The organism is Vibrio sp. WZ-1, from assembly GCF_052037695.1.
Lineage (GTDB): Bacteria > Pseudomonadota > Gammaproteobacteria > Enterobacterales > Vibrionaceae > Vibrio.
Genome location: NZ_JBQEQR010000065.1, coordinates 22,253 through 41,803 on the forward strand (window position 1 = coordinate 22,253; position 19,551 = coordinate 41,803).

Sequence of the window (19,551 nt, forward strand, 5' to 3'; positions counted from 1 at the left end):
TATCAGTTTGTTGCAACATCAACCTGAGCACGCTGAATTAGCACGCCATTAAAATTTACTTGTGGACGAATAACTTTAACAATAACTTTCTGTTCTCTTTCCAAAGTAGAATCATCAATATAGTTAATTACATCCATATTCATCCGCTCATCATAAGGTTTGTTCAACAGATCGATTATTTCATAACCATTGGCCATAAAATTTTTACGAATACGCTCTAAGCCCTTCATTAGTGGTTTAATTGCTTTGATGCTAGGATCCATTTGAGAAATGTTCTTTTGCATACGAGTAATTTCATCCGCTACTCTCAGAGAAAGTGAGTGATCTAATTCGTCAACAACGTCTTGATTTTCACTCAGTAGAGCTTCAGCTAAAGCTTTGTTTTCTTTTGAAATATTCAGCTGCTTTTCAAATACCTCAAGAAGTTTATTGTCTAGATTTAAACTCTCTTCTTCCAGTGACAACCTGGCTGAATGGAGCTTATGTTCCATATCAATACTAGTCGCTTCAATTCGTCTTCTTAGAACGATAATGACTATGCCAACAATCAATAACATAACGACCAATCCTAATCCAACTAGTGTAAATTTATCACGAGCACCATTGGATAAATCATTTACCATACTATTCGTATTGTTATTGGCCTCTGTCAATTTTATAGTCAAATCATCGGCAATACCTTTTAACTCAACTTTACTATCCACCAGCATACTATTAAATTTAGACAACTGCCTTTCCGCAGTGTCAACATCTGAATATACACTTTCTAGATCAGCATTAAGTTCGTTTATTAATATATTCTGCTTTGACAATTGAATACTAAGATTTTTGGATAAGTCTTGCTGTTTAATATATAGGGCATTTATCTTATCTAAATTAGAATTTACAACCTCAGAAACATCAATTTTCGTTTTGATATTTTTTATATTCTGAGAATTTGTTTCTAACTGATATTTAATCGAAGACAATAAATCCTCTATATCATTAATTCTCTCATGAATCTCAGAGTCCTGAACAACGTAAGAGTCGAGTTTAGTTTCATCAGTTGAAGCTTGCACAGGCGAGTGAAATACTCCAACAAACAAAACCGCAGTAATTATACAACTTTTAATCATTTTCATTTATTTATGACCTTAACAATAATATCAAGACAGATTCTGATGACTCGATTTATGAAATTATGACCTTTAAGTTTTTCAACTAGCAATGGAGAATATTTATAATATCTTTTTATAAAATTCCTCCCTAGTTTAGTTTTTGACAACGTTTCGTCTCGGAACTTGCGAAGGTAAACAACTTGAGGGTGTTCATAATCTCCATACGCCATAGTAGCAATGTAGCACCCCTCTTTTTTTCTAGTCCACTCGTCAGCAGTTGCTTTTAGGCTTTGAATTATCTCAAAGTTTTTATCAAAGCGACGCTTTATGTCGTAATCCATATCAAAAAAAGATAGCTTTAACATTGTCGAATACGCGACATTAAACAATGATGACAAAAATTCTTTTGTTTGTTTCCCGTCCTGAGCTTCATTTACGCAGTCAATAATAGTATTCAAACAAACATTAACAATTAGACTACTTACTTTTATATATTCTTCAGTACGACCTAGCTCTACAGTCAAGAAATCTAGTTTAGGCTTGCACAAATTAATCAGAGATATAACACTATCAATCGATACAAGCCTATCCTTAAAATTTAAAAGATCATCATAAATATCGTCATAATATTTATTAACTCGATTGTTTTCCTTCCTAGCAAGCATATCATTTATGCTTTCTTCAATCTCTCGAATAGTTATGTCTTTGGTGGCTAGTGATTGCGCAAGACTCAATATCTCCAGAGATTCATCGTATACTTCTTTAGTCTCATGAAGTGCATTAAAATAAGCAATATCAAGCTTCATCAACTCTTTCGATAGTGCCTCTGAAATGGCCTTGAATTTAATGTTTTTCCTACCAAGAAAACTCTCAATTCGTTCTAAATCTATTAAATTCTCGTTATATAGGTCAACTGCTAGTCTATAACCACTTTCTGGATTTTTAACAACATTTGCCCTCGTTTTTTCTATATTTCTTTCGATACCAAATATAATAGGTTCGCAAAAAACAGATACCACGTGGTCAACTATCCATTGCTCACAAAGTGAGAATAAGTCAATAATTTCCAGATCAGTCTTATTGCTAGCGATAAACGTTCTAACGATACTTTCAGTTAATCTTATGCACAAATCTTTGCTATCAACTAAAAATGTCTCATCTGTAATTTCAGCAACAATCACATGGAAAGCGTCAGATTGAACAACCTTAAATTTATTTGCTATGCCTAGCTTCAGTTCATTTGACAACAACGATGTCAACTGCAGGGTCGAGATGTTGTTAAGGCACGAAATGTTACTCTTGGTGATACTTCTATTACGAGTAACCTTATCCCAAGTTGCGATCGCTTTTCCAAATGAAGATTCATTTAAGTGACTCAAAGAAATCTCATCAAACTGATTGAGGTTTATAAACCAAAAAAGAGCATGTTCAAGTTTGTCGTACCGCTTATCTATTTGAGAAAATGCTTTAATTATAGAACTATCTGTTCTTTCAATTATGCTTAAGAAATCATAGTCATAATCAGTATTTATACTTTTGCCAATACTCGCATATTTACTTAACTTTGCTTTCTGCCTATGAATTTCTTTATCTTTCGCGTTGGATAAGACACCGATAAATCGGAATGGATTATTTTCTACCAGTAACATAACTATGCTCATTAAGATTTAATTGTGATTTAATCAAATAAATCAGAGGAACAACTCCTCTTGTTCAAACGTACCAAGCAGAAACCAACCTCTCATTAACACAGACAACAAAAGTTATCTAAAATTTGTAATAGGCTTTACTTTTAATCTAATCCCTTGCCAAGAATTATGAACGTAAATATGCTGTTACCCATACTAAGGCGACGACAAAAATTTCAGCTGGATAGCCTTGTGAAACAATAAGAATACCATCAATAATGAATTCGTTTGATTTAAATTATTAATCGAGAGTTTCAATATTTTCTATCACAAGCAAACTTTATGATTCAGGCATCAGTGGACTTTTTGCGTAAACATCAAATCTGATGAAGCCCTCTCCTTTAGCTAACGTTTTAATATTTTGAATAATTTTTCAGGCTTGCAATATCACTTGTTTAGTTGTTACAGAGCGCTCGTGAGCGACAAGCTTTCTCCATCTTAGTTAGCGATAAACGTATTATTTTCGTTTCAGTTGATGCTCATAGTAAGATTGTTTAAACCTAGTTGTTGGGCATGACATCCACTTCGTCGCCACTCGCCAAAATCTGGTCAATATACCCCCAGAACATATCGAATTAATATTAAGTTCCGATCTTGGTAACGATACCCCCCCACAACAGCAAACGGGCTAACGAATTGAATATGCAAATTTACTTATAAAAAACATGGTTTTGTCAAAACCAAACACCTGATAGACTACGCCCTCACATGCAACGACTTTCTTCGCTGAAATAAGTTCGTTGTATGACACTCAAGGACACTCATCCACTGAACATCAAGGGATCATTATGAAGTTTATCCGTTGGATTTTGGGAAAAATCATTCTACTTCTCAACGCAGTATTCTCACCTCGCGGCGTAAAGCGCTCAACAGAAGAACAGAAAAGTGTTGATGACAAAGCGAAAAACTACGCACTGTACCAATTTGAAGCTTGTCCTTTCTGCGTAAAAGTTCGTCGCGCGATGAAGCGTCAATCAGTGAATATTGAAGTACGTGATGCGAAAAACGACCCAGCACACCGTGAAGCACTAGAACAAGGTGGCGGTCGAGTGAAAGTACCTTGCCTTCGCATTGAAAAAGAGGGTGAAACACAGTGGTTATACGAGTCGTCAGACATCGTCGCGTACATCGAAAAAGAATTTGCCTAAGTTCCCCCTAGAACAAAGGCAAAAGAGGCACCTAGTCAGTGCCTCTTTTTATTGATTGACGATCAACATGAGTTCTACACGTCGATTGCAGGCTTTTCCTATAGAGCTACTGTTGCTGCACTTAGGAACCAATTCACCAAAACCTCTAGAAAACAAACGCTGTCGAGGAATCATTGTAAGCAGCTGACTTTCGACTTCTTTCGCTCTTCTTTCGGATAACCCCTCGTTGTATGACTCTGCGCCAGAGCTATCTGCATGCCCATCAATCACAACATCGACATCAGGACGACTTGATAGGTACTGGCCTAAATTTTGAATCCAACTTTGAGAGTTTGCTGATAAGCGAGAGGAATCAAACTGAAAGTTTATTTTTTCTTTCAAGCGTATCATGACATTCTCACCAGCTAGCACCTCATGCGCAATCTGATTGCGATCAAGGTACATCTCTAGGGAAGTCACGCCTTGAGGCTTTTTTTCATCGTACTTCACCGCTGTAACGTGCTGTTTAGCCGAAACATAAGGTATCGTGCTATAACCCCACTCTGGATGCCTTAACTGCTCATTTGATCGTGGTGCAACATCTAACATGTTTCCCGGAATCATCTCCGAGTCAAGACTACTGCACCCACTTAAAATGCCGCAAATGAACAAATACCAATACTTCATACGAATCCCAATACAGTAGTTACTTATGATATTTATCGGCGGGCTTGAACTAAGCTTTAGCCAAATAGAACCATAACTTTATGTTGCTTGTGCAAAAGTGAAGCACAATCTATGCCATCTCGCTTAGTTTTGAAGCACTTTAAAGCTCTTAGTGTAACAATCTATTTAAACGGTTTTCGTCTGGCGCTTTAGACTATAAACTAAAGCATAACCACTTAATTTAGAGCCATTTTATGTTCAAATCTTTTCTTAAAGGTGTCCTTTTGGCCACAGCGGTTGTCGGACTGACTGCTTGTGACAACGGCAACAATCAGCCACAACAGGGCAAACAATATGATGTACTGCCAGTTTCTCTCACTGAATACAACCTTGCTCCTCTAACCGAGGCCTTCTCACTTAACTGCGGCCACTGTCGTACAATGGAGACTTTTGTTCCTCAAATTGAATCGCTGACTGAACAGTCCGTAGAAAAAATGCATGTGACGTTTAATGAGAGTGCGCAAGTTAGTGCCATCATCTTTTACACTGCGGTAATGCAGCTTGATGGCACACCCGACAAGGCATTTATGGAAGACTTATTTGCGGCAGTTCAAATGGGGGCAGATGCAACAGCCGAACAGCGCCAATCAGCCGTAGAAAAAGCGTTTGAGTCCCGTAACTTGGTTAGCCCATACCAACTGGATGAAGCGCAACAAGCTCGACTATTTGAATACATTAACAAAGCAGAAGAAATCACAACCCGTGGTCAAATCAACTCGGTACCAGCTTTCATTGTAAATGGAAAATACCAAGTTATTACCGGTGGTCATGAGACTGTCGAAGCTATGGCTGACACTATCAACTATCTGCTAAAACAACCAAAATAAGACAAGGAGCCATTGTGTCTAAGTTTCTGTTTCCTATTATTATTTTCATCCTTGCGGGTTTCTTCATCTATCGTACTTGGACAAACCACAAAGTCGCAGATGAAAACTTCGCTAAAGGCCAAGAGTTCCTGCTAGAGAATGGCAAGAAAGAAGGTGTAATTACCACGGAAAGTGGCCTTCAGTATCTAGTTTTAGAAGCTGGTACGGGCGATGTTCATCCAACTGCAAATAGCAAGGTAAAAGTACACTACCACGGCACGCTTATTGATGGCACTGTTTTTGACAGCTCGGTAAATCGTGGCGAGCCAATTTCTTTTGGTCTTAACCAAGTGATCAAAGGTTGGCAAGAAGGCCTTCAATACATGGTGGTAGGTGAGAAAATCCGCCTATTCGTACCAAGCACTCTTGGTTACGGAAAAAGTGGCTCAGGCCCTATCCCTCCAGCAAGCGTACTTATTTTTGACGTAGAACTATTAGATATCCAGTAGTTTCCTACTACTTACGCATTTTCAATAGTTAAAGGCCTTGTCGTTCAAAGACAAGGCCTTTTTGTTACTCAGTGAGTTCGGAGTTGAAGTTAATTCTCGCGGTAAACCTCACTCCATCGTCTTCAAGCTCAAAGTGCCATTTCATTCGCTCACAAATACGCTCCACAATCACCAAGCCACAGCCATATCCAGCGTTGTATGTTTCATTGCCATCATGACGATTTATAACAACCAACTCAGTACCAACAAGCTCGATCTCGATGTCACCCACACTGTAGCTGAACGCGTTCTTAATCAGATTATTAATCACAATGGTGACAAAACTTTCCGGAGCATGTACTACACCACTGTCGCTCTCTTTTAGCTGATACTCCGCACCTTGTTTAGCAAACAGAGGAGCGAGTTCTTCCAACTGTCTATTCAGACATGAGACCAATTCATGGTCTCCATAATGCTGAGACTCTATTTTCTCCTTACCTAACAATAGGAAGGCCTCGGTCAACACTCGCATCTCCTCACCTGCCGATTGCATTCGCGCGATGGCTTTCTGTGCCACACGTGGTTGCTCAGGCACCCTGCTTAGAATATCTGCTGAACCTTTAATTACCATGATTGGGGTACGTAGCTCATGCGATGCAAAGCGGCTAAACTCTTGTTCACGACGAAAGTAGCCTGCAATTTCGTTCTTACTGTCCAGCAGTGTCTGTTCTATGTGACGCGTTTCGCTAAAATTGGTATCGACATTGAAGGTTGGCTGGTCTGGCGGCATATAAGCAATTTTATCTTCTATCTTCGCCAGCGGACGGGACAGAATACGCACCATATAAACGCCATAACCCACCATGATTATTGAAAACACTCCTCCTAACAGGAAGGTAAATTGATGTAACGAGCTTTCGTATTCATCAAGATAATCATCGGAATCATCTTGAAAGACAATGTACATTACCCCTTTTCCCGATGGGTGCTCAAACACCACAAAGTGCTTGTCTTCATCCCCGAGCAAATACTCATAAAACCCAGGAATTTTAAAAGACATTAACCAACTTGGCGTCGGTGCTTCACTCCAATACGTATCAAACTCCATTACATTGGGTAACGGTGCATCCCAACCCATTTTTTGGTAGTTGTCTTTGTAGAGTTCCACTTCAGTATCAAGCCAATGGTGTAGGCTCAGTACTTCCAACTTATTTTCGGCAACGTAAATCAACGACCAAAACAATGTAAACATTGCAAAAGTCATAATGCCGAATCCCCATCGAATCTTGCGATAAATACTCGGGTATTGTTTATGCTTTGAGTCGATAACCTTGTCCATGAACAGTCTCTAATCTGGAATCATCAAAACCTTTGTTAAGTGCCGTTCTTAAGCCATAGATGTGGCTTCTTAACGCATCGCTGCTAGGTGGTTCATCACCCCAAACCGTATCAATAACCTCTGAGCGGGACACGGTTGCTGGTGCACGTTTTAGCAGTAACTTAAGAATTCTGGTCTGGATACGACTGAGCTTGATGGCAACGCCCATGCGGGTAACCTCATTCGTTCGTACATCACAATTGATATCGGCAAATTTGAGCGTACCGATATCCTGTCTTGGACCTCGATTTGCAAGTGCATGAATCCGCAAACTCAACTCTTGCATCGCAAATGGCTTCATTAAGTAATCATCACCACCCGCATTAAAAGCAGCGACTTTGTCATCAAGCGTATCTTTTGCTGTTAGGAATAAAATAGGCGTATCACAAAGCTGTTCTTGACGTAGCTTTGCAACGGCACTGATGCCATCAAGTTTAGGCATCATAATATCCATAATAATCACATCGTAATGATTTTCTTGGACTAAGTTCAGCGCTGCCTCTCCATGGTATGCGCAGTCAATGGTCATTCCCTCGAGTTCCAAATAATCGGCAATGGTCTCTGAGACATTGTGATTATCATCGACAATTAAAATTTTCATAGGGCTCACGTTTCTTCACGATCACTTCACAATACGCGCCATAAGATACAACCAAATTCATAAAGAAGCTTTCAAAAATAGGTCCAAATAATGAAAAAATTAGCGCTTGTAGCAGCAGTGGGGTTGGCATTGTCAGGTTGTGGCGGTTCTGGAGGCAGTGGTAGCTCTTCTACTCAACCGACAGCAAAACCGAGCACCGCTATCGGCACAGTAGAATCAGTGAATAGTAAAAACGATTCAATTACCGTAAATGGTTACACTTACCGCGTATCAGAAGTGATGTATGGCGGGAAAAAAACCAACCTGGCTTCGATTAAATCTAATATGATGGTTCAAGTCGGTTCCGGAAAAGAAAAATCTTCTAGCGCACCCGTTGTTGTCACACTAGAACCAACTATGACGGGCCACATTCAGATCATCAATGAAGCCACTGGCGCATTCACCATCAATGGCTTCAAGCTAGTCTATCCAGATCTAAATAAGTCAGATATCGAAAGCGGTGACTGGGTAATGGTTTCTTCTCTACCTGCAGCGAACGACCAATATAAAGTTCTTTCAGTAGTGAAATTTGAATCCAATTTTTCTGAAAAAGATGAGATCGAAGGTCGAATTTCAAGCATTGATATCAATAAGAAAGAGTTCAAACTTGGCGCAAATGTCACGGTCGCTTATGACCGCATTGCAGACCTACAAGTTGGTCAATGGGTGGAAGCTGAAGGTTCTTTCAATGGAAATGTCTTCGATGCTTCTTATGTAGAGATTGAAAACTACAACCAATTAGCAGGTGATAATGATGTTGAAGGTATCGTTACTTGGGTAAACCAAGACCAGAGTGCATTTGAACTCAACTACCGTGGTACGTTTGTAATTAATAGCAAAACCTGCTTCCAAAATGATGATGACGCACCTTGTAACCCGTCGTTGATTTCAAACTTGGCAGTAGGCGCTGAGGTTGAAGTTACTTCTGTATTAGGAACAGCGAACACACCTGTTGCGACTCACGTAGAGTTTGAGAAACCAGACTGGGCAGACGATAACGATGATGACTGGAATGTTAACGAGTTTGAATGTTCTGGCTGGGTAACTAACTATAAAGTAAACGGTGTCGATCAAGCGACCTTTGATATCGATCACTGCTGGAATGACTTAAACCATACCATCGATAATTCAAGCGTAATCGTAAATGGCAATACTCTCTTTGAAGATGGTTTATCGTTTTCTAACATTGAAAATAAACGCATAGAAGTCGAAGGTACTATCATCAACAACGCTAACGTTGCACTTGAGGTTGAACCTTGGGAAGCTGACCATTAAGAAACAGTTAATCGATAAATACAACCCAGAAGCACTGCATAAGTAGTGCTTCTTCCTCTCTCTCGTATCAACTTTTCTTGTCAATTTTTAATACAGATACGTATGGCCAGATGAGGGAATAACAATGCGTAAAATAACACTACCACTAATTATCCTGTTGGGTGCTTGTATATCCGCAAGCAGTTTTGCGGCAACTCAGAATGATGACGCACAAGATCGAGTGGACTCTTTTGAGTGTACAGGTTTAGTCAATAGTTACGATGCTGACTCACGAACTTTTGTTCTTGCTTGCCAAAACGACCATGGACCAGAATTCCAGACCAAAACCGTTGTGATTGATACCAATACCCAACTAAAAGGCGTGCAAGAATCGAACTTAGACGGTGCGACCATTGATGTCGATGGCGTGATTATTAACAATCAAAATATCGCACGAGAAATCGAACTCGCGAACGACTGATTGCCATAAGTCTCAACATTGTTTTATGAGTGTCGCTTCGGCGGCACTTTTCTTACCCTGCAATTTTTCATGGGTCAGTTACACTCAATTAATGTCTAAATGAACACGGTAACTGCAATGAAAAAACGTAACCTTGCCCTACTCCTTTTCTTATTTGTTTCAACTGCAAGCCACGCTGGTTTAATGGATCCTGACTGTGACGCAGAAAAAGCGGCCAAAGCAACCGCAACAAAAGCCGTTGTGGGTGTCGGTGGTCGATGCACACCTAAAGAAGCCTTAAAAGACACCACCGTAGAAGCAGGGAAAGATGCACTGCCAGATGAAGGTGTTGCAGGTAAAGCTGTTGATGCAGTGATACCTGAAAAAGAGAAAAAACCGCTTCAAAACACCACCAAGAAGATCATATCGGATTAACCTAAGGTACTAATAGGTTTACAGGAAACAAAAAGAGCGTCTGAATTAGACGCCCTTTCGTTTTTATGTGGATGGTGTTAAGCGGCTTCGGCCTGACCAATCCAGTGATAATGGTGATTGGCTTTCTTACCGACCAAACCGAGTTCGCTTAGCTCTTCAAACACCTTATCGACTTCTTCAGCTGAGAGTCTGAAATGTTTCGCTACAGCCTTCTTGGTACAGGTGATTTGGTGATTCTTTAGTGACTCACTCACCTGTTCTAACAGTGTTTTTGGCTCTTCTGGTTCTAATGAATCGTTCGCTTCAGATTCATTCCCTTCTTTGATGTGAGGCAAATATCCTGCTGGTTCTGGTTCAATGTCTTTTATGGCTTCCAACGTAACTCCGTTGTAACGTCTGAAATAATGACGGAAGCGTTGTTCCTCACCAATCAAACCAACAAAGAATGCCGCAAAGAAATCCAACAAGATAGACAAGAACACAACTAAGCCTAACTGCGCCTGTGACGATGTCGTACCAAATGCTTTCGCTAAACTGTCGATCAGGCCAATTACCGATCCTTGAGCAACCGGAGGTAAACTATCGCGCTCTGTTGCTAATCGCTGTTGCTCTTCACGTAGCTTATTATTTTGCTCTTGAATACGAGCAACACCGGTTGCTATACGCTCCATCTGAATATATTTCTCAGCAGCCAAATTATTCAACTCGATCTGCTGGTCAATAGAGGCGATTTGACGGTTGTACGCGTCTACTTTTGCTTGTTCTACCGATATATGACTTTGCGCTGTATTAGTTGCACTATTAATACCACCGATACTGCCGCCAATCGAAATAGCTGCAAGTACCAGATAAAAGACTAAAGCAGTCAGTGCACCAGAAAAGTTTCTGTGAGCTCTGCGTTCCCCATACTCATACCAAGCGTAAAACTTGCCCGCTTCAAAAATGATTGCCAAACCACCAAACAGCGCTTGCATCATTGGGTTTTCATCAATTGACAAAAACAATAGGAGAGAAAAAATGGTCGACGCTAAAATGGCTGCACCAGTGAACGCGTAAACACTCACCATCGCAAATCGACCTTTAGGATATCGATATCCGATTTGTTGTTCGTATTTCATTCTTAGAAATTCTTAATTTTCCGCAGAGCCCTTATTTTTCGGGCGCTACGAGCGATATAAAGGTGCGAGAGAGTAACGTATCCTCAACAAAATTACTGTCATAATTCAGTAAACGAGAGTCAAGCGAAGAATTGTTCTTCACTTTGTACTATTTACCAACAAATTAAGGATAATGTGCAGCCACCATTTTGGGAAAATATATGCCACGTATGAGAAATAGAAACGCCTCAGAGGTACGAGGCGTATGTATAGAAAGGAAGTAAGAAGTAACTACTTAAAACACACATCTGCCCAGCGAGCCAAACCTGCTGTTACTGAGCCGAAGTAGTTGCCACTAACAAAGGGAATGTTTGGCAAAACGGTTTGGACTGCTTCACGCAAGATTGGCGAACGTGCTGAGCCCCCGGTCATGAAGATTGCATCGGGTTTTACCCCAGCGAGGTTTACGGCTTCTGTAACCAGTTCAGTCATTTTGGTTTTTGGAGACTCGATTGCATCAATCATCTCATCACGCAACACGTCAACCTCAATCAACTCAGATAATAAATTAATACCTGCTCGATAGGATGATTCTTCAGATAACGCCACCTTCGCTTCTTCAGCACGACGAACGATATTATAGCCAAGCGACTCATGGTATACCTCTAGCAAGCGAGCAAGCTTCTGTGGCTCTTGCGCTTGCTTTTGCAGCAACTTCAATGCCGCTAGATTTTCACGCGAATAGAAGTCATTTTGAGCTTCAACATTGTTAATCGCAATTGGGTTCCAAAACTGAGTCGTTGGCATGACAATGCCTGACTCCATCTTGCTTTCCATACCAAACGGGAACATTAGCTTTTTAAATGCCAACGCAATGTCTAGATCGTTTCCACCAATACGTTGCCCACTATGTGACAGCAAGCTTGCCATACGATCAGCTTTCCCGCGCCAAGATGGCCCCATTTGGATAAGTGAGCAGTCTGTTGTACCACCGCCAATATCGACGACAAGAACCGTTTTGTCTTCCGCAAGCGTCGCTTCATATTCCAGCCCTGCTGCAACAGGTTCGAACTGAAACTCTACATTCCGAAAGCCAGCACGTTTTGCTGCTCGCAATAGAATACCTTCCGCTTGAGTATTGGCCATCTCTCCCCCACGACCATGGAAGTTTATTGGACGACCAATAACTGCATCAGCAATTGTCTGTTGTGCATCATTCTCAGCCTGAGATTTAATATTGTCCATCATGGCGCACACCAAGTCCTCGAAAAAGCTCAGCTGCACATCTCGTAGACCTGATGCGCCCAAAAATGATTTTGGAGACTTCACATAATATATGTCTTGAGGATCTGCTAGATAACGATCTAACGCAGCTTGACCAAAAGCCATATCTTCAAGTTCAAGCTCAATACTTTCTTCACGATTGAAGTTAATTGCGCGACGCAACACTTGTTCTCCGATCTGATCAAAAGGCTTGATGTCACGATGTCGGAAAAGATGCTCAGAAACCGACTCACGAGTCGGCGCAGAAAGGGTGGAAGGAATATAAGGATTAGCTCCCTCAAGCTTGAGCAACTTAGGCTCTCCTTGTTCCATTTTCGCCACCGAACAGTTTGCGGTGCCGTAGTCAAAGCCGATGTACATAAATCCTCCCACTGACGAAAAAGGTCGGCAATGCTACATCAATGCTTATACAAATGCTACAGGCGAATAACGCAGTTTCATGTCGAACCTGCGCTAACCCTCCTATACCAAATCATTCACTTAGAAGGCTTCTGCTTCATTGAAGGTAATCCAAACGCAAGCAAAAGTGCCAGAATGAAAAATACTGGGGAAAATTTTAGACCATCCCAAATGGAATAGCGCTCTTGGAACAACCAAAAAATGCCCACCGTTAACAAGTAGGCAAAATAGCTACAAAACACCAAACTGATTGCAACAAAGCGCGTGCGATTAATAATTAAGACTCTGACAAGGAACTGACTAAGAATACCGGCACAATGAACCGCAAGTTGCCAATTGATAATGAAAATAGCTAATGCAACAAAGCCAGAAGTAATCAGCGCATCGTGCGTTGACAAGATAAAGTAACTACCAAAACGACTTATGATAACCGGGTAGTCTCCCTCATAGACCGTCGACCATGAAATAGCATTCGCGGCCGCAACAAAATTCGCAAAGTAGGCAATGGCATAAAACGAAGTTTGAGAGCTAAAAGGTTGGAAAACATTGTGACAATAGCCCTGCCACTCTTCTACGTTATTTGTAGGACCAACCCAACTCTTGTCGTTTTTAGGCGCGCGCTCAGCAAAAGCCGGACCATTTCTGAACAACAGCCAAAAAATATACAGTGCAAGTACAACTAGAAGTATTGTTAACATACCTCTCCCCCTCAGAAAACGTCACTTTCATTGCCAATAGCGTTGGGGTCGTATACTGCACTTCCCTAAAAATTAAGAGTTAAATTAACTTTAACGCCTTATTAAGCACTAATGATTATCCCTATTGTTGAGGTTGCCAAATTACTACCGCCTCACATTTAGGTTTAGCACGCATTGCTTAGGCACGCTTACCGAGAGAGAGATACTTTACAGCTTAAGCGTCTAACTTATCTTCAAAAATACCAAGCTCACGACCAAGCCATATAGCGCGAACAGTATGATCAATAAGCTCTTCTTCACTGACAGGATGAATTAACACGGAGAAGTCACCACGATGCGTATCTAACCACGATACAAACTCATCGCTTACCGACTCCATGTGCAGTTCAAACATAGGCATTTTATGAGGCCCTACAAGTCTGTTCACAAGTGGGAATACTCGAAGTACATCTTGTCTTTGCTCGCGGATGAGGTCGCTCAGTTGCTGCGCTTTCTGTTCATGGATTAAAGGATAATAGATATGAGCGTGATACATCGTCTCTCCAACTGGTTGTTCATTTTTAGGTAAATACCCTAAGTGCATCGCTTAGCACCCAAGAAACATCGGTATAACATAACCAATAAAAAACGCCACCGGTAAATAATACAAGGTGGCGTTTTAGAGCAACTCGACTCAATTTAAATGTCTAAACGAACAAACCAACAATTGCCGCAATAGAATTACCTGCGATCGCCCTCTTCACTCCTGCACCAATAAAGCTCGTCGGTTTTTCATTATCTGGAAGATCTGGCACTTCATCGATCGTTGTTCTGTTTTAGGAATGAACAACTTTGCGAACATCAATCCTGCGGGTACAGACATCAAAAGCATGCCATGATTATGTTGTTGAGAGCAGCACCATGCCTGCAGACCACTACCAATGATTCGAACGAAACACCTTTCTGTTGTATTGATAATTTCGTGTTTATGGTAACGCTGTCTTGGCGAAACCTAGAGGACAAATGTCCCTCCCTTGACGAGAGAGCTCAAAAGTTCATACATAAACCCTGCAGATTAAAACGAATCCTGTGTGAAATTTCACAGCACAATTTTATTACAATTTTCATGTCAAGCTCAGTGAATCCCTTCAACTTTGAAAACGTAAAATTCCAAAAAGCAGTGTTTTATCCTATAAAAATGTGGTGTAAGCGAAACTTTACTGATGAAGACAACTCAAATTAAAGCATGATTTAACAATTTGTTTACACTTACTATATCTGGTTATACCAAGATTCATCATTGGATTAGGCGGTGTAAACAGCAGTATGAGATGTCGCCTTGTGTTTACCACAACACGGTTTTGCTAGAGAGACGGAAAAGAGGTGCGTCGATAACTAACAAAAACAACTGCAATCCAAGGTATGACCTTTTGCGCTGATATCAAAGCCTGAGTACCCATACAGACTTTGATTTAACTATGAGCAGCTGCAGTCCAAAAGACCCGCAGCGTCAAAAGGAGCTTGAGATGAACGTTCAGGCATTACCCATGCATCGGTTTATCGACCATGATGGGAACCTCGTCAGCCAACTACCCAACTGGGCTGATCTAGAAACCTTGGTCGGGTTCTACCAAGACATGGTATTAACTCGCACCTACGATAACAAAGCGGTTGCCCTGCAACGCACTGGTAAATTAGGCACCTACCCTTCGCATCTTGGCTCGGAAGCCATTGGGATTGCCGTAGGCAGAGCGCTAAAAGCCAGTGACGTCTTTGTTCCTTACTATCGCGACATGCCTGCCATGTGGTGTCGTGGGATTGGTATGGAAAAGAACCTGCAATATTGGGGGGGCGATGAACGCGGTAGCGACTTCGCACCCGAAGGCAGCCCATTCCCTAGCCGAGACTTACCTTTCTGCGTGCCTATCGCCACCCAATGTACTCATGCGGTGGGCGTTGCATCTGCACTGAAGATCCAAGGCAACCATGAGGCAGCTTTGGTGATGTGTGGTGACGGCGCAACATCAAAAGGCGACTTCCTCGAATCGGTTAACTGTGCGGGTGCATGGAACATTCCGCTGGTGTTCGTCGTAAACAACAACCAATGGGCGATCTCCGTACCGCGTAGTTTGCAATGCGCTGCGAAATTTCTCTCAGAAAAAGCCAAAGGCGCCGGCATCCCCGGTATTACGGTGGATGGCAACGACGTAGTCGCCGTGTTTGACGCAACAATGACCGCCCTTGAACGAGCGAGAAAAGGCAAAGGCGCAACGTTAATAGAAGCCGTAAGTTACCGCTTGAGCGATCACACCACTGCTGACGACGCAACCCGTTATCGTAGCGAGGATGAAGTTCAAACGGCTTGGCAATATGAGCCCGTCCGTCGACTTAAAGCCTTTCTCACCAATCAAGGCGTTTGGCATAACGAGAAAGAGGGAGAGTGGCAAGCACACTGTAAAGAACAAGTTGAACTCGCCGTTGAACGTTATCTCAACATGCCAAATCAAGCGCCTGAAACTGGCTTCGATTTCCTTTATGAATCCCTACCCCAAGAGCTTCATGCGCAAAGGGATGAGCTAATCAACAAAGCAATGCGAATGCAGGGAGGGAAACATGGCTGAACTGACGTTGGTTGAAGCAGTGAACCTCGCACTGCACCATGAAATGGAACACGACCCGAATGTCATCGTCCTCGGCGAAGATGTGGGTGACAACGGCGGCGTATTCCGCGCCACTGTAGGGCTCAAGCAAAAATACGGCCTAAAGCGCGTTATCGATACGCCACTTGCCGAAGCACTCATTGGAGGTGTCACTGTCGGCATGGCGACGCAAGGCTTACGGCCTGTGGCAGAGTTTCAATTCCAAGGCTTTGTCTTCCCTGCACTGGAGCATTTAATGTGTCACGCGGCGCGAATGCGTAACCGTACTCGTGGCCGACTCACCTGCCCTGCAGTATTCCGCGCGCCCTTTGGTGGCGGTATTCACGCACCAGAGCATCACTCGGAAAGCATCGAAGCATTGTTTGCTCACACAGCGGGTTTTAAGGTTGTGATTCCTTCATCACCGCAACGCGCTTACGGTTTACTCCTAGCAGCCATTCGTAGCAACGATCCGGTGATGTTCTTCGAACCAAAACGTATCTATCGAACCGTGAAATCTGAAGTGATTGATAACGGCGAAGCACTACCTCTCGACACGTGCTTTACCCTTCGCAAAGGTCGCGACATTACCTTAGTGACTTGGGGAGCGTGTGTGGTCGAATCACTGCAAGCAGCTCAAACGCTGTCTAATCAGGGTATCGAAGTTGAGGTGATTGATTTAGCCAGCATCAAACCCATTGATACCACGACCATCTTCCGTTCACTGGAAAAAACCGGACGACTCTTGGTGGTACACGAAGCCAGTAAAACCTGTGGTGTCGGCTCAGAACTGCTAGCCAGAACCGCCGAACATGCGATGTGCTTACTCAAAGCGCCACCAAAACGCGTCACAGGCATGGATACCATCATGCCGTACTACCGCAACGAAGATTATTACATGATTCAGGAAGAAGACATTGTGCTCGCCGCGCGCGAACTCGTGGAGGATTGGAAATGAAGACGTTTAACTTACCCGATCTCGGCGAAGGTCTCGCTGAGTCAGAAATTGTCAAATGGCATATCAGTGTTGGCGATATGGTCAAGCTCGATCAAGTGGTGCTTACCGTCGAAACCGCAAAAGCGACCGTGGACGTCCCCGCTCCTTATGGCGGCCGGATAGTCAGTCGTCACGGTGAAGAAGGCGATGTGATTAACATTGGAGCTCTGCTTCTTGAGATCGATGAAACTGGAGCAGAGCAACCGGTCTCCGAACAGAAGCAAACTGCTGATGCAGCTACGGTTGTGGGTAATGTATCTCAGCATGCACACAGCGTGAATGTGGATGATTTTTGGATTGGAGGCGAACACAATCCATCGCCTGATAACCTCATCACTGCGCTTCCTTCTGCTCGCCTATTAGCGAAGAAACTGGGGGTGGATTTGGAGTTGGTTAAAGGCAGCGGTCCTGATGGATTGATCGTCGATTCCGATATCTACGACGAAGCTGGCAAACAACGCCCAGGGACCGAAGTGCTGAAAGGTGCACGCCGAACCATGGTATCGACCATGGCGGAATCCCACCACAATGTCGCGGCTGTCACCATTACTGAAGAAGCCGTCTTGGATGGCTGGAAGCCTAGTGAGGATATCAGTATTCGTCTGGTCCAAGCGATCGTGCATGCGTGTCAGGAAGAACCTGCCATGAATGCATGGTTTGATGCTGAGACCATGACACGTTGTGTCCATAGCACAGTGAATATTGGTATTGCCGTAGACAGCCGGCATGGTTTGTACGTACCTGTACTACGACATGCTGACGAGTACGATCCGCAAGAAGTACGTCGTTGGCTAGACCAAACCGTACAAGGCATACGTGAACGTAAGATTGGTCGTGAGCAGTTGCAGCACGCCACCATTACGCTCTCCAACTTTGGTGCAATTGCAGGCATTTACGCAACGCCAGTAGTCACGCCTCCACAAGTCGCGATTGTCGGTGCAGGTCGAATCATTGAGAAAGTCGTGATTCGAGACGGACAAGCTGTAGCAGTGAAAGCCATGCCGCTGTCGATTACATTCGACCACCGAGCATGTACCGGCGGCGAAGCAGCAAGGTTCACAAAAGTACTGGCAGAGCACTTGAGAAAACCAAGTGTTTAGAAAGAGCTTGCTATGAGCAATAAAGGGCTTTCGATTGGAAGCCCTTTTGTTTTGAGGATGAATTTTAAGAGATTCTAGTACGTCATTCCAGCAAGCCTAAGCGCGGCTAGGAATCTAATAACAGCGAACGCTGAAGATCTTTCATAGCAACAAACCAACCGAGCACTTTGACAATAGATTCTGAATCACGCTCGTTCCTCGCTGTTCAGAATGACGACTCAAAGTAGTGAGCAAGAAAGAGATCCCCTACCCGTTCATTCTTCATTCTAAGGAATTACGCTGTTTGGTCCGCACTCAAAAAACGCCTTAAGAACCTGATTCTTCTTAGGAAATTCTAGCACGTCATTCCAGCAAGCCTAAGCGCGACTAGGAATCTAATGACAACCAAAGCTGAAGCACCTTCATAGACATAAACCCACAGCGCACTTTGACAATAGATTCTGAATCACGCTCGTTCCTCGCTGTTCAGAATGAGGACTTAAAGTAGTGAGCAAGAAAGAGATCCCCTACCTGGTTATTCTTCACTCTAGGGAATAATACTGTTTGGTCCGCACTCAAAAAACACCTTAAGAACCTGATTCTTCTTAGGAAATTCTAGCGCGTCATTCCAGCAAGCCTAAGCGCGACTAGGAATCTAATAACAGCGAACGCTGGAGCTCTTTCATAGCAACAAATCAACCGAGCACTTTGATAGCAGATTCCGAATCACGCTCGTTCCTCGCTATCCAGAATGACGACTTAAAGTAGTGAGCAAGAAAGAGATCCCCTACCCGTTCATTCTTCATTCTAAGGAATTACGCTGTTTGGTTTGCACTCAACAAGAATCACCTCAAGAATCTGATTTCCATAAGGAAACTCTAGCGCGTCATTCCAGCACGCCTAAGCGCGACTAGGAATCTAAGAACAACGTACACCGAAGGTCTTTCGTAGCAATGAGCCCACAGCGCACTTTGATAGCAGCTTCTGAATCACGCTCGTTCCTCGCTGTTCAGAATGACGACTTAAAGTAATGAGAAATAAATAGATCCCCTACCCGGTTATTCTTCACTCTAGGGAATGACACTGTTTGGTTTTTACTCAGCAAAAGCGTCCTAAAAATCTGATTATTAATAAGAAAGTCTAGCACGTCATTCCAGCAAGCCTAAGCGCGGCTAGGAATCTAATAACAGCGAACGCTGAAGATCTTTCATAGCAACAAACCAACCGAGCACTTTGACAATAGATTCTGAATCACGCTCGTTCCTCGCTGTTCAGAATGA

At 42.7% G+C, this 19,551-nt stretch carries 18 protein-coding genes; 9 read left to right on the forward strand and 9 right to left on the reverse strand.

Going from position 1 to position 19,551, the window contains the following annotated elements:
• Positions 1 to 2: 2 nt before the first annotated feature.
• Both ACTS60_RS08130 and ACTS60_RS08135 read right to left on the reverse strand, forming a co-directional pair.
• The gene (locus ACTS60_RS08130; protein ID WP_440887832.1) at positions 3 to 1,121 is read right to left on the reverse strand and encodes a hypothetical protein; all 1,119 of its coding nucleotides are present in this window, start codon (positions 1,119 to 1,121) and stop codon (positions 3 to 5) included.
• Positions 1,118 to 2,746, reverse strand: coding sequence for a CFI-box-CTERM domain-containing protein (locus ACTS60_RS08135; RefSeq protein ID WP_440887833.1), 1,629 nt, complete (start codon positions 2,744 to 2,746; stop codon positions 1,118 to 1,120). The genes ACTS60_RS08130 and ACTS60_RS08135 overlap by 4 nt, the downstream gene beginning before the upstream one ends.
• Before the next feature lie 827 nt (positions 2,747 to 3,573).
• On the opposite strand from ACTS60_RS08135, the gene ACTS60_RS08140 reads away from it, so the two are divergent.
• A complete protein-coding gene (locus tag ACTS60_RS08140; protein WP_071236500.1) occupies positions 3,574 to 3,933 on the forward strand; it encodes a glutaredoxin family protein in 360 nt (119 codons plus the stop codon).
• A 48-nt stretch (positions 3,934 to 3,981) separates the two neighbouring features.
• Here ACTS60_RS08140 and ACTS60_RS08145 read toward each other — a convergent pair whose 3' ends face one another.
• Positions 3,982 to 4,599, reverse strand: coding sequence for an OmpA family protein (locus tag ACTS60_RS08145; protein ID WP_440887834.1), 618 nt, complete (start codon positions 4,597 to 4,599; stop codon positions 3,982 to 3,984).
• 233 nt (positions 4,600 to 4,832) lie between these two features.
• Between ACTS60_RS08145 and ACTS60_RS08150 the strand changes: the two genes are divergently transcribed.
• The gene (locus ACTS60_RS08150; protein WP_440887835.1) at positions 4,833 to 5,465 is read left to right on the forward strand and encodes a thiol:disulfide interchange protein DsbA/DsbL; all 633 of its coding nucleotides are present in this window, start codon (positions 4,833 to 4,835) and stop codon (positions 5,463 to 5,465) included.
• Between the two features lie 14 nt (positions 5,466 to 5,479).
• Positions 5,480 to 5,953, forward strand: a complete 474-nt coding sequence (locus ACTS60_RS08155; protein ID WP_138943321.1) for an FKBP-type peptidyl-prolyl cis-trans isomerase — start codon at positions 5,480 to 5,482, stop codon at positions 5,951 to 5,953.
• Between the two features lie 64 nt (positions 5,954 to 6,017).
• On the opposite strand, the gene ACTS60_RS08160 is transcribed toward ACTS60_RS08155, so the two are convergent.
• A complete protein-coding gene (locus tag ACTS60_RS08160) occupies positions 6,018 to 7,271 on the reverse strand; it encodes a sensor histidine kinase (RefSeq protein ID WP_440887836.1) in 1,254 nt (417 codons plus the stop codon).
• The gene (locus tag ACTS60_RS08165) at positions 7,243 to 7,911 is read right to left on the reverse strand and encodes a response regulator transcription factor (protein WP_440887837.1); all 669 of its coding nucleotides are present in this window, start codon (positions 7,909 to 7,911) and stop codon (positions 7,243 to 7,245) included. Before ACTS60_RS08165 ends, ACTS60_RS08160 begins: the two co-directional genes overlap by 29 nt.
• A gap of 90 nt (positions 7,912 to 8,001) precedes the next feature.
• On the opposite strand from ACTS60_RS08165, the gene ACTS60_RS08170 reads away from it, so the two are divergent.
• The 3 genes from ACTS60_RS08170 to ACTS60_RS08180 all read left to right on the forward strand — a co-directional run bounded on the left by ACTS60_RS08170 (position 8,002) and on the right by ACTS60_RS08180 (position 10,099).
• Positions 8,002 to 9,225: a DUF5666 domain-containing protein gene (locus ACTS60_RS08170; RefSeq protein WP_440887838.1), complete on the forward strand. Its 1,224-nt coding sequence runs from the start codon at positions 8,002 to 8,004 to the stop codon at positions 9,223 to 9,225.
• A 124-nt stretch (positions 9,226 to 9,349) separates the two neighbouring features.
• Positions 9,350 to 9,685, forward strand: coding sequence for a hypothetical protein (locus ACTS60_RS08175; RefSeq protein ID WP_440887839.1), 336 nt, complete (start codon positions 9,350 to 9,352; stop codon positions 9,683 to 9,685).
• Positions 9,686 to 9,802: 117 nt separating this feature from the next.
• Positions 9,803 to 10,099, forward strand: coding sequence for a hypothetical protein (locus ACTS60_RS08180; RefSeq protein WP_440887840.1), 297 nt, complete (start codon positions 9,803 to 9,805; stop codon positions 10,097 to 10,099).
• Between the two features lie 77 nt (positions 10,100 to 10,176).
• Here the strand turns inward: ACTS60_RS08180 and ACTS60_RS08185 are convergent, their stop codons facing one another.
• From ACTS60_RS08185 to ACTS60_RS08200, 4 genes are all read right to left on the reverse strand, one after another.
• Complete coding sequence (locus ACTS60_RS08185; protein WP_440887841.1) at positions 10,177 to 11,217, reverse strand: Preprotein translocase subunit SecY; 1,041 nt, start codon at positions 11,215 to 11,217, stop codon at positions 10,177 to 10,179.
• A gap of 270 nt (positions 11,218 to 11,487) precedes the next feature.
• The gene (yegD, locus tag ACTS60_RS08190) at positions 11,488 to 12,840 is read right to left on the reverse strand and encodes a molecular chaperone (protein WP_440887842.1); all 1,353 of its coding nucleotides are present in this window, start codon (positions 12,838 to 12,840) and stop codon (positions 11,488 to 11,490) included.
• Between the two features lie 116 nt (positions 12,841 to 12,956).
• Entirely contained in the window at positions 12,957 to 13,577 is a 621-nt protein-coding gene (locus ACTS60_RS08195) for a hypothetical protein (protein ID WP_440887843.1), read from the reverse strand.
• A gap of 214 nt (positions 13,578 to 13,791) precedes the next feature.
• Positions 13,792 to 14,112 carry a DOPA 4,5-dioxygenase family protein gene (locus ACTS60_RS08200; RefSeq protein ID WP_440887844.1) on the reverse strand — a complete coding sequence of 107 codons (321 nt, stop codon included), beginning with the start codon at positions 14,110 to 14,112 and terminating at the stop codon, positions 13,792 to 13,794.
• 970 nt (positions 14,113 to 15,082) lie between these two features.
• Between ACTS60_RS08200 and pdhA the strand changes: the two genes are divergently transcribed.
• From pdhA to ACTS60_RS08215, 3 genes are read left to right on the forward strand one after another with little or no spacing between them, the layout of a single operon-like run.
• Positions 15,083 to 16,177 (forward strand): pyruvate dehydrogenase (acetyl-transferring) E1 component subunit alpha, encoded by a 1,095-nt coding sequence (gene pdhA / locus ACTS60_RS08205; protein ID WP_440887845.1) that lies wholly within the window; start codon positions 15,083 to 15,085, stop codon positions 16,175 to 16,177.
• Entirely contained in the window at positions 16,170 to 17,153 is a 984-nt protein-coding gene (locus tag ACTS60_RS08210) for an alpha-ketoacid dehydrogenase subunit beta (RefSeq protein WP_440887846.1), read from the forward strand. The genes pdhA and ACTS60_RS08210 overlap by 8 nt, the downstream gene beginning before the upstream one ends.
• Positions 17,150 to 18,292, forward strand: coding sequence for a dihydrolipoamide acetyltransferase family protein (locus tag ACTS60_RS08215; protein ID WP_440887847.1), 1,143 nt, complete (start codon positions 17,150 to 17,152; stop codon positions 18,290 to 18,292). The genes ACTS60_RS08210 and ACTS60_RS08215 overlap by 4 nt, the downstream gene beginning before the upstream one ends.
• The last annotated feature ends 1,259 nt before the right edge of the window (positions 18,293 to 19,551 follow it).